This is a genomic window from Hydrogenophaga sp., from assembly GCF_035481345.1.
Classification (GTDB): domain Bacteria; phylum Pseudomonadota; class Gammaproteobacteria; order Burkholderiales; family Burkholderiaceae_C; genus Hydrogenophaga.
In genome coordinates this window covers 1-10,120 of the sequence record NZ_DATIGV010000049.1, presented here as the reverse complement: position 1 = coordinate 10,120, position 10,120 = coordinate 1, and the positions used below count along the sequence as shown (strand labels likewise).

Annotated in this window: 10 protein-coding genes and 2 tRNA genes; 5 read left to right on the top strand and 7 right to left on the bottom strand. The window is 69.0% G+C overall.

Features of this window, described 5'->3' with window-relative positions; genetic code table 11:
* The 3 genes from VLG41_RS05500 to VLG41_RS05490 form a co-directional block, all read left to right on the top strand.
* Positions 1 to 471 (top strand): TRAP transporter small permease subunit (locus tag VLG41_RS05500; RefSeq protein ID WP_325348383.1); only part of this gene is annotated, 471 nt, incomplete at its 5' end.
* Positions 468 to 1,796 (top strand): TRAP transporter large permease subunit, encoded by a 1,329-nt coding sequence (locus tag VLG41_RS05495; RefSeq protein WP_325348382.1) that lies wholly within the window; start codon positions 468 to 470, stop codon positions 1,794 to 1,796. The genes VLG41_RS05500 and VLG41_RS05495, both read left to right, overlap by 4 nt.
* Before the next feature lie 98 nt (positions 1,797 to 1,894).
* A complete protein-coding gene (locus VLG41_RS05490; RefSeq protein WP_325348381.1) occupies positions 1,895 to 2,752 on the top strand; it encodes a plasmid replication/partition related protein in 858 nt (285 codons plus the stop codon).
* 87 nt (positions 2,753 to 2,839) lie between these two features.
* On the opposite strand, the gene VLG41_RS05485 is transcribed toward VLG41_RS05490, so the two are convergent.
* The 5 genes from VLG41_RS05485 to VLG41_RS05465 all read right to left on the bottom strand — a co-directional run bounded on the left by VLG41_RS05485 (position 2,840) and on the right by VLG41_RS05465 (position 6,687).
* Positions 2,840 to 2,915: transfer RNA gene (locus VLG41_RS05485), tRNA-His, on the bottom strand.
* Between the two features lie 49 nt (positions 2,916 to 2,964).
* Positions 2,965 to 4,887 carry a SurA N-terminal domain-containing protein gene (locus VLG41_RS05480; protein ID WP_325348380.1) on the bottom strand — a complete coding sequence of 641 codons (1,923 nt, stop codon included), beginning with the start codon at positions 4,885 to 4,887 and terminating at the stop codon, positions 2,965 to 2,967.
* Positions 4,888 to 4,967: 80 nt separating this feature from the next.
* Positions 4,968 to 5,043: transfer RNA gene (locus VLG41_RS05475), tRNA-Val, on the bottom strand.
* Positions 5,044 to 5,056: 13 nt separating this feature from the next.
* Positions 5,057 to 5,425 carry an HU family DNA-binding protein gene (locus tag VLG41_RS05470; protein WP_325348379.1) on the bottom strand — a complete coding sequence of 123 codons (369 nt, stop codon included), beginning with the start codon at positions 5,423 to 5,425 and terminating at the stop codon, positions 5,057 to 5,059.
* 176 nt (positions 5,426 to 5,601) lie between these two features.
* Positions 5,602 to 6,687 carry a tartrate dehydrogenase gene (locus VLG41_RS05465; RefSeq protein ID WP_325348378.1) on the bottom strand — a complete coding sequence of 362 codons (1,086 nt, stop codon included), beginning with the start codon at positions 6,685 to 6,687 and terminating at the stop codon, positions 5,602 to 5,604.
* Between the two features lie 84 nt (positions 6,688 to 6,771).
* Here VLG41_RS05465 and VLG41_RS05460 point away from each other — a divergent pair, with 84 nt between their 5' ends.
* The gene (locus VLG41_RS05460; RefSeq protein ID WP_325348377.1) at positions 6,772 to 7,749 is read left to right on the top strand and encodes a LysR family transcriptional regulator; all 978 of its coding nucleotides are present in this window, start codon (positions 6,772 to 6,774) and stop codon (positions 7,747 to 7,749) included.
* Here the strand turns inward: VLG41_RS05460 and VLG41_RS05455 are convergent.
* The gene (locus tag VLG41_RS05455; protein ID WP_325348376.1) at positions 7,706 to 8,605 is read right to left on the bottom strand and encodes a DMT family transporter; all 900 of its coding nucleotides are present in this window, start codon (positions 8,603 to 8,605) and stop codon (positions 7,706 to 7,708) included. The two genes, VLG41_RS05460 and VLG41_RS05455, sit on opposite strands and share 44 nt — an antisense overlap.
* A gap of 9 nt (positions 8,606 to 8,614) precedes the next feature.
* Positions 8,615 to 9,184 carry a CDP-diacylglycerol--glycerol-3-phosphate 3-phosphatidyltransferase gene (gene pgsA, locus VLG41_RS05450; RefSeq protein WP_325348375.1) on the bottom strand — a complete coding sequence of 190 codons (570 nt, stop codon included), beginning with the start codon at positions 9,182 to 9,184 and terminating at the stop codon, positions 8,615 to 8,617.
* Between the two features lie 129 nt (positions 9,185 to 9,313).
* On the opposite strand from pgsA, the gene VLG41_RS05445 reads away from it, so the two are divergent.
* The gene (locus VLG41_RS05445) at positions 9,314 to 10,072 is read left to right on the top strand and encodes a 3-hydroxyacyl-CoA dehydrogenase (protein ID WP_325348374.1); all 759 of its coding nucleotides are present in this window, start codon (positions 9,314 to 9,316) and stop codon (positions 10,070 to 10,072) included.
* Positions 10,073 to 10,120: the final 48 nt, after the last annotated feature.

The window sequence follows — 10,120 nt, the reverse complement described above, 5'->3', positions numbered from 1 at the left end:
GCCGTCGGCACCGTGTGGATCTTTCTCATGATGATGATGGTCGTGGCCGACGTGGTGGGCCGCAACTTCCTCGACACGCCCATCACGGGCGTGGCCGAATTCGCCGCGCGCTCCGTCGCCTCCATCGTGTTCCTGCAACTCGCCGCGGCCATCTGCTCGGGCCGCATGACGCGCAGCGACTTCCTGCTGCGCCTGGTGGGCGCGCGTTCGCTCACGGCCCTGCGCCTGCTGGAGGTGGGCAACGCCGTGCTGGGCACGGCGCTCTTCGTGGCGCTGGCTTTCATCGCCTGGCCGGAACTCGCCGAGGCCTGGCGCAGCAGCGAGTTCTTCGGCGTGCAGGGTGTGTACACCGTGCCCACCTGGCCGTTTCGCGCGCTGATCGTGGGCGGCTCGGTCGTGGCCGCCGGCGCCTACCTGTTGCAGATCCCCTCGCTGTGGCGCCACGCGGGTGAATTCGGGGAGCCGGCATGAGCGAACTGGCATTCGGCGGGCTGCTGATCGGCGCGCTGGTGGTCTTCGTGCTGCTGGGCGTGCACATCGCGGTGGCGCTCATCGGCATCGGCTTTGCCGGCATCTGGCTCATGCGCGAGGACGTGGAGATGGCCATGCGCCTGCTCTACCTCTCGGCCTACAACGGCGTGGCCGACTACATCTTCGCCACCATCCCGCTGTTCGTGCTGATGGGACTGCTGGTGTCCATATCGAACGTGGGCAAGGACACCTTCGAGGTGGCCGAGGCCTTGCTGCGCCGCGTGCGTGGCGGCCTGGGCGTGGCCACGGTGGCGGCCAACACGGTGTTCGCGGCGGTCACGGGCGTGTCCATCGCCTCGGCCGCGGTGTTCACGCGCGTGGCCGTGCCCGAGATGGCGCGCCACGGCTACCGCACCGCCTTCGCGGCCGGCACGGTGGCCGGCAGCTCGGTGCTGGGCATGCTGATCCCGCCCAGCCTGCTGATGATCATCTACGGCGTGCTGGCCGAGCAGTCCATCGGCACCCTGTTCATCGCCGGCATCATCCCGGGCTTCATGCTGGCCGCGGCCTTCGTGGTGCTGATCGTGCTGATGGCCACGTTCGCGCCGGGCATGGTGTTCGACCTGCAACGCCAGCGCGACCTCGCCCTGCAGCGCGCCACCGGCCCCATGCTCAGCGGCGCGCAGATGGCGGGCAAGCTGCTGCCCATCGTGGCGCTGGTGGTGCTGGTGCTGGGTGGGCTGTACAGCGGCTTCTTCACACCCACCGAGGCCGGTGGCATCGGTGCCTTCGGCGCGCTGGTGGTGGCGCTGGCGCGGCGCAGCCTGGGCCAGGGCCGCTTCTGGCGCGTGCTGCACGAAACGGGCAGCGTGTCCGTCACCATCCTCATCCTGCTGATCGCCGCGAGCTTCTACAGCCGCATGCTGTCGGTGGCGGGTGTGCCCGTGGCCATCAGCGACCTGGTGCAGGACGCAGGCCTGGGCCCCTACGGCTTCCTGCTGATCTACGTCGTGATCGTGCTCTTCCTGGGCATGATCCTGGACTCCAGCTCCATCCTGCTGATCATGACGCCGGTGGCCGTACCGATCGCCAGCGACCTGGGCTTCAACCTGATCCAGTTCGGCGTGCTCACCGTGCTCGCGGTCGAGATCGGCCTGCTCACACCGCCCTTCGGCATCTCGGTCTTCACCGTGAAGTCCACGCTGAACGACCCCAAGGTGTCGGTGGAGGCGATCTTCGGCGGCGCACTGCCCTATGTCGGCGCGATGCTGCTGGTGCTGCTGCTGGTGGCGCTGTTTCCGACCCTGTCGCTGGCGCTGACCTGAGGGGAGCGGCCACTCGGTCGGGTGGCCGGTGACGGCCCGAGGCGCTTCGCCGCCTGGGTATAGTCGCCGGCCGCCTTTCGCTCGTTTCAGCCGACCCCATGCAGATCACCATCCTTCCGGAGCTCAAAGCCTACATCGACCCCCTCACGCCCGACGAGTACGAGGCACTGGAGCGCAGCCTGCTCGCCGAGGGTTGCCGCGATGCCCTGGTGCTATGGGGCGACGTGCTCGTGGACGGACACAACCGCCACGGCATCTGCCAGAAGCACGGCCTGCCCTTCCAGACCGTGCAGAACCCGCGCTTTCAGTCGATGGAAGACGTGCACCTGTGGATGATCGATCAGCACCTCGGGCGCCGCAGCGTGTCCGACTTCCAGCGCGGCGTGCTGGCGCTGCGCAAGCGCGAGATCATCAGCACGCGGCGCGCGCGCCTGCTCGCCGCCACGCCACCGCCGGCATCGCTGCCGCCCGACGGCGACGACGCGGCGGCGCCCGCGCCCGCCGCGCCAGTCTCCAGCGCGGTGGACGCGCCCGAAACCCGCGCGCTCAACAGCCGCGAAGACATCGCCAGGGCCGCGCGCCTGAGCAGCAGCCAGGTGGTGATGATCGAGAAGATCCAGAAGCACGCCGCCCCGGAAGTGGTGGAGGCGCTCAAGGCCGGCGACATCTCCCTGAACGCGGCCGCCGCCGTGGCCAGCCTGCCCGAGCAGGAGCAGAAGGACGCCGCGCTCGCGGGCAGGGAAGAACTCAAGCAAGCGGCCCGGCGCGTGCGCGAAGCGCGCCGCAAGCCAGCGGTGGAGCGCGAAGCGGCGCAGGCGCCCGGTGAATCCGCCGCGGTCAGCGACGGCGACGAACTCGGCGCCTTGCGCCAGCGCGTGCATGCGCTTGAACGGGAGAATGCCGCGCTGCGCGAACAACTGGCGCGCTGGCAGGCGCAGGAAGTCCCCGCACCCTGACCCCGGAAACAGAAAAGCCTCGCAGAGCGAGGCTTTTCATCTTGAGCGCCTTCGGGTCGGGACCGGGTGAAGGCGGGGTTCAGATTCTGGGGTGGCTGATGGGACTCGAACCCACGACGACAGGAATCACAATCCTGGACTCTACCAACTGAGCTACAGCCACCGCAAGCCGCGCATTATAGCCTCAGCCGGTGCGCGCCTTCGGCGCGTGCTCAGCGCGCCGCCACCGTGGCCGCACCGGGCCGGGGCACCTTGATGCTGGCCTTGTAGCGGGCCTTGAGCGTCTCGTAGTAGGCCAGGCTCTCGGCGCCCGACCACCACTGCGACACCTGCTGCACCTCCTGCGCCAGGCGCTGGGCGTCCACGTCGCCGCGCGGGACCACCCGATTGACCTGCACCACCGCATAACCCTGCTCGCCCAGGTTCACGCCCACCCAGGCCGGCAGGGCCTTGGGATCGGCGCTGAGGGCCGCGTCGAGCACGCGCGGGTCCAGGTTGAGCGGCGCATCGCGCGAGGCCGTGACGGGCGCGCCGAGCGCGGCGGCATCGGCACCGCCCTTCCAGGCCGCGAGCTGCTTCTCGCCTTCTTCCCTGGCCAGATCGGCGGCGCGCTGTGCCACCAGGCGGGCACGCACCTGATCGCGCACCTCGTCGAGGCTCAGCGTGCGGGCCGGGTGGTACGCCACCACGCGCGCCGACACCAGGCGGTTGCCGCCCGCGTCGATGGCCTCGGTGTTGCGCTTGCCGGACGTGGACTCGGGCGCGAACAGCGCTTCGAGCAGGCGGCGGTTGGCCAGCACGCCCTCGTCGCCCGGCGTGGGCGTGCGCTGCAGGCCCTTGGCGGTCTGCACCTGCAGCTTCAGGCGCTCGGCCGTGGGCTGCAGCGAGTCGGGCTGTTCGTAGACCATGTTGGTGAAGGTGTCGGCCGCTTCGGCGAACTGGCGCTGGGCCTGCTGCTTGCGCAGCGCTTCCTCGATCTGTGGGCGCAGCTCGGCGAAGGAGCGCTGGGGCGGCGCCTTGATGTCGGTGAGCTGGATGATGTGCAGGCCGAAATCGGACTCCACCAGATTGGAGATCTCGCCCTTCTTGAGCGCGAACACGGCCTGCTCGAAGGGCGGCACCATGGCGCCGCGGCCGAAGAAGTCGAGGTCGCCGCCATTGGGCGCCGAGCCCGGGTCCTGCGAATTCGCCTTGGCGAGTTCGGCGAACTTCGACGGATCGGCCTTGACCTGGGCGAGCAGGTCCTCAGCCTTCTTGCGCACCTCGGCCTTCTGTTCGGGCGTGGCGCCCGCGGGCACGCTCAGCAGGATGTGGCTTGCCCGGCGTTCCTCGGCACCGCTGAGCTGGGAGACGTTCTGTTCGTAGTAGCTGCGCAGGTCGGCCTCGTTGAGGGCCACGGACTTCTCCAGCGCGGCGGCGTCGAGCACGAGGTATTCCACGTCGGCCTGTTCGGCGGCCTGGAACAGCGCCTGGTTCTGCTGGTAGAAGGCCTCGATGTCGGCGTCGCTCGGGTTCACGCGCGAGGCGAAGTCCTTGGCCGCAAAGGTCTTGCTGCGCAATTGGCGCTTCTCGAAGAAGGCGTCGAGCGAGACTCGGGCCATGGCGTTCGAGGCGAAGCCGCTGTTCAACACGCTCTGCAGCACCTGGCGCTGCGACAGGTCGGCGCGCACCGAGGCCTCGAACATCTCGGGCGTCATGCCCTGGCGCGAGAGCAGTTGGCGATAGGCCTCGACGTCGAGGCTGCCGTCGGGCCGGCGCATCGCGGCGATGGTGGGGTTGGACTGCAGCTCGCGCGCCAGGCGCTGGTCGCTGGTGTAGAGCTTGAGGTTCTGCGCGGCGGCGGCCACCACGCGGTCGCGCACCATGCGTTCGAGCGTGGCGTAGCGGGCCTCGTCGGAATCGAGCATGGCGGGATCGATGCCGGGCATGGATTCGCGCAGGCGCTGCGACTCCTCGCGGTGCGCCTGCTCCCAGTCGGCGCGCTTGATGTCCTTGCCGTCGACCGTGGCCACCGCTTCACCGCCTTCGCTGAAACGCGTGTAGCCCTCGACCCCGAAGAGCACGAAGGAGGGAATGATCAGGATCAGCAGGAAGCCCATGAGGTACTTCTTGTGATCGCGGATGGAATCGAACATGCGGACGTCCTTGAGGTGGCGGGGTCGAGTGCCGGATTCTGACGGACAACAAAAAAGGCGAACCCGCGTTCGCCTTTTTGTGGTGGGTGCTGACGGGGTCGAACCGCCGACCTACTCCGTGTAAGAGAGCCGCTCTACCGACTGAGCTAAGCACCCGGGTGTTGGTCGATCAGTTGACCGCGTCCTTCAGTGCCTTGCCGGGGCGGAACTTCGGCACCTTGGCGGCCTTGATTTTAATCTCGGCACCGGTGCGCGGGTTGCGGCCCTTGCGGGCGGGGCGCTTGCTCACAGCGAACGAGCCGAAGCCCACCAGAGACACGGTGCCGCCCTTCTTGAGGGTGGTGCGGATGGCAGCGATGGTGGAGTCGAGAGCACGCGTCGCGGCGGCCTTGGAGATGTCGGCGTGCTTGGCGATGTGTTCGACGAGTTCGGTTTTGTTCACGAAGGGCCCCTCTTTGGAAATGGATGAGTGAAGCGTGTGTTGGGCCGGGCGGGACGGCTGCCGCAAGGGTTGGCCGATGTCCGCCCGGGAGCGCATGCCCGGCGGAAGTGCCGGAAACCATGCGCCGAACGATTAGACCCACGTGCCGCAGCGCGTGTCAACAAGACGGTTGGCGCTGAGGCCCGTGGGCCACACGAGCGGCGATTCTAGACGCAGATGCGGGCGCAACATCGCGCTGGCGCGGGGCCTTGCCCCACCTGTGGGACCGGCGGTCAAAGAAGGGACGCGATCGCGCGCCCGACGTCGGCCGTGCCCGCGCGCCCGCCCAGGTCGGCGGTGCGCGGCGCACCACTCTTGGGCTCCAACGCGGCCTCGATGGCGCGCAGCACGGCGTCGTGCGCCTCGCGATGGCCCAGGAAGTCGAGCATCATGGCGCCGCACCAGATCTGGCCGATCGGGTTGGCCACACCCTTGCCCGCGATGTCCGGCGCCGAACCGTGCACCGGTTCGAACAGCGAGGGGTGGGTTCGGTCGGGGTTGAGGTTGGCGCTGGGCGCGATGCCGATGGTGCCGGTGCAGGCCGGACCGAGGTCGGAGAGGATGTCGCCGAAGAGGTTGCTGGCCACGACCACGTCGAAGAAATCGGGGCGCTGCACGAAGTGCGCGGTCAGGATATCGATGTGGAACTTGTCCACCGTCACATCTGGATACTCTTTTGCCATTTCCGCCACGCGCTCGTCCCAGTACGGCATGGTGATGGCGATGCCGTTGCTCTTGGTGGCGCTGGTCAGGTGCTTCTTGGGGCGCGCGCGCGCCGCCTCGAAGGCGAAGCGCAGCGCGCGGTCGACGCCGTGGCGCGACATCACGGTCTCCTGCATCACGATCTCGCGCGGCGTGCCGGGGTACATGCGCCCGCCGATGCTGCTGTACTCGCCCTCGGTGTTCTCGCGCACGATGACCATGTCGATCTCGCCGGGCTGGCGCGCGCTGCCGTCGCGGCGCACCACGGGCGCCACCACGCCGGGCATGAGGCGCGCGGGGCGCAGGTTGATGTACTGGTCGAACTCGCGGCGGAACAGCAGCAGCGAGCCCCACAGCGAGATGTGGTCGGGCACCTTGGCGGGCCAGCCCACGGCGCCGAAGTAGATGGCGTCGTGGCCGCCGATGAGGTCCTTCCAGTTGTCCGGCAGCATCTTGCCGTGCTTCTCGAAGTAGTCGCAGCTGCTGAAGTCGAAGTGGTCGAACTGCAGGTCGATGCCGAAGCGCGTGGCCGCGGCCTCCATCACGCGCAGGCCCTCGGGCATGACTTCGGTGCCGATGCCGTCGCCGGCGATGACTGCGATGCGGTGTTTGCTCATGGTGGGTCTCCTGGGTCGGTGCGTCGACTGTAGCGAATCCATTCGCAATAATCCCTGCATTCATTGTTGCGTCTGGAGCAATTCATGGACCGCGCCGATCTGGAGATGGTGCAGGCCGTGCGCCAACAGGGCAGCCTGGCGCAGGCCGCGCTGGCCCTGGGGCTCACGCCCTCGGCCGTCACGCGGCGGCTGGCGGCGCTGGAGGCCTCGCTGGGCGTGCGCCTGTTCCAGCGCACCACGCGCCGGGTGAGCCCCACGGCCGAAGGCGAGACGTTGTCGTTGCGCGCGGCCGAGCTGCTGCGCGGCTTCGAGACGCTGGAGACCGAGCTGCGTGAGCGCCAGGCCGAGCCCGCCGGGCCGATCCGGCTGGCGGCCACCTTCGGCTTCGGGCGGCGCTGGCTGGGGCCCGCGCTGGCGGCCTTCCAGGCGAAGCACCCGGCGGTGTCGGTGCAGTTGCAGCTCACCGAGCGGCTGCCCGACCTGGCCGCCGAGGGCCTGGACGGCGCGGTGTGGCTGTGGAGCGCGCCCGACCAGCGCGCCGGTGAATGGGTGTCGCGCCGCCTCGCGCCCAACCGCCGCGTACTGGTGGCCGCCCCCGCCTACCTGGCGGTGCACGGCGCGCCGCAGGCCCTGGACGACCTAGCCATGCACCACTGCCTGGTGGTGCGCGAGAACACCGACGCCGGCCCGCCACGCGGCGACCACTGGACCCTGCAGCGCGAGGGCGATGCCGCCCTGCACCGCGTGGCCATCGCGGGGCCCCTGTCCAGCAACTCGGGCGAGCTGGTGCGCGACTGGTGCCTGGCCGGCCACGGCATCATGCTGCGCAGCCTGTGGGACATCGCACCGCAGATCGAGAGCGGCGAGCTGGTGCAGGTGCTGGCGGCCTGGAGCCACCGCGACGCGGACATCCATTGGCTCGCGCCCTGGCAGGCGCAGTCGCCCAAGCGCATCCGCTTGCTGGTGGCCGCCCTGGCGGAGGCCTTTCGCGACGAGCCCTGGCGGCCCGCGCCGGCGCTCAGCGCGGCGAGCGCACGACCAGGCTCACGCCGAAGGCCGTGACCGCGATGCCCGCCACCGTGAGCAGCGTGATCGGCTCGCGAAACAGCAGCCAGGCGATGACAGCCGTGGTGGGCGGTACCAGGTACATGAGGCTGGCCACGCTGGCGGCGGCGCCGCGCTGGATCAGCAGGTACAGCAGCGAGCTGCCCCCCAGCGTGAGCCCCAGCACCGACCAGGCCATGGCGCCGATGAACTCGCCGGTGTAGTGCATGGGCTCGGACTCCAGCAGCGCCAGCGGCAGCGTGACGATGAAGGCCGCGATGAGCTGGACCGTGTTGGCGGTGCGCACGTCGCAGGCCTGCACGAAGCGCTTCTGGTACAGCGTGCCAGCCGTGATGGCGAACAGCGCGAACACCGCATAGGACAGGTTCTCTGCGTTGGCGTGGTCGCCCGGTGACCCTTCGACCAGCTTGCGCGACACCACCAGCACCAGCCCCGCGAAGCCCAGCAGCAGCCCCAGCCATTGCCGGCGCGACACCTGGCCCTGCGCGCCACCCACGGCGCTGAGCCAGATGGCCGTGAGCACCGGCTGCAGGCCGACGATGAGCGAGGACAGGCCCGAGCCCATGCCCGCCTTCACCGCGGCCCACACGCCGCCCAGGTAGCCCGCGTGCATGAGCACGCCCACCACCGCCAGGTGCAGCCACTGCGTGCGCTTGGCCGGCCATTTCACGCCGGCCCACAGGATCCAGGGCAGGAAGCACAGGATGGACAGCGCGTAGCGCATGGCCAGGAAGGACAGCGGTGGCGCGTGCGGCATGCCGTAGCGCGCGACGATGAAGCCCGTGCTCCAGATCAGCACGAAGACCCAGGGCATGGCGCGCAGCCAGGCGTTGTCGGACGCAGGCGTCTGCATGGCGCTCGTTCAGCGGGACCGCGCGCGAATTTCGGGCAGCGCCTTCTGCAGGTAATAGACCATGGACCAGACCGTGAGGATCGCCGAGATCCACAGCAGCCATGTGCCCCACACGCGCGTGTCGATCAGGCCGAGCAGGCGGCCGTCGAACAGCAGGAAGGGGATCGCGATCATCTGCACCATGGTCTTGACCTTGCCGATCATGTGCACCGCCACGCTCTTGGTGGCGCCGATGATGGCCATCCATTCGCGCAGGGAGGAGATGGCGATTTCGCGGCCGATGATGATGAGCGCGGCGAACACGTCGGCCCGGCCCATGTGCACCAGCACCAGCAGGCTCGCGCACACCAGGAACTTGTCGGCCACGGGGTCGAGGAAGGCACCGAAGGCCGAGGTCTGGTTGAGCTTGCGCGCGAGGTAGCCATCGGCCCAGTCGGTGAGCGCGAACACGATGAACATGATCGTGGCCACCAGGTTCTGGTCGGCGCGGCTCACCCCGTCCAGGTAGAACACCCCCACGATGAGCGGAATGGCCACGATGCGGGCCCAGGTCAGCAGGGTCGGGAGGTTGAAGAACATGAGCGGGATTATGGGGGCAGGCCCTCGGCGACGCCGCGGGACGGGCGATGGCGGAGCGTCACTGCATAATTGACGTTTACGTCAACGTAAACGCCACCCGGCGCACCCTTTCACCTCAGGAGCACAAGCATGGAGATAGCAGGCAAGGTATTCATCGTCACTGGCGGCGCCTCGGGCCTTGGCGAAGGCACGGCGCGCATGCTGGCGGCCAACGGCGCCAAGGTGGTCATCGCCGACATGCAGGTGGACAAGGGCGAGGCCGTGGCCAAGGACATCGGCGGCGTGTTCGTCCAATGCGACGTGAGCAGCGAGCCCGAGGGCCAGGCCGTGGTGGCCCAGGCGGTGTCGCTGGGCAAGCTGATGGGCCTGGTCAATTGCGCGGGCATCGCGCCGGCGGAAAAGACCGTGGGCAAGAACGGCCCGCACTCCCTGGCCGTGTACACCAAGACCGTCATGGTCAACTTGGTGGGCACCTTCAACATGATCCGCCTGGCCGCCGACGCCATGTGCAAGAACGAGCCCGAGCCCACGGGCGAGCGCGGCGTGCTCATCAGCACGGCCAGCGTGGCGGCCTACGACGGCCAGATCGGCCAGGCCGCCTACAGTGCCACCAAGGGCGGCGTGGTCGGCATGACGCTGCCGATCGCGCGCGACCTGGCGCGCAACGGCATCCGCAACATGACCATCGCCCCCGGCATCTTCGGCACGCCCATGCTCTTCGGCATGCCGCAGGAGGTGCAGGACGCGCTGGCCGCCAGCGTGCCCTTCCCCAGCCGCCTGGGCACGCCGCAGGACTACGCGAAGCTGGCCAAGCACATCATCGAGAACGACATGCTCAATGGCGAGGTGATCCGCCTGGATGGCGCCATCCGGCTCGCCCCTCGATAAGGCGATGCATCGGGCGTAGAGTCGCGCCATGAAGCGCTGGCTCTCGCC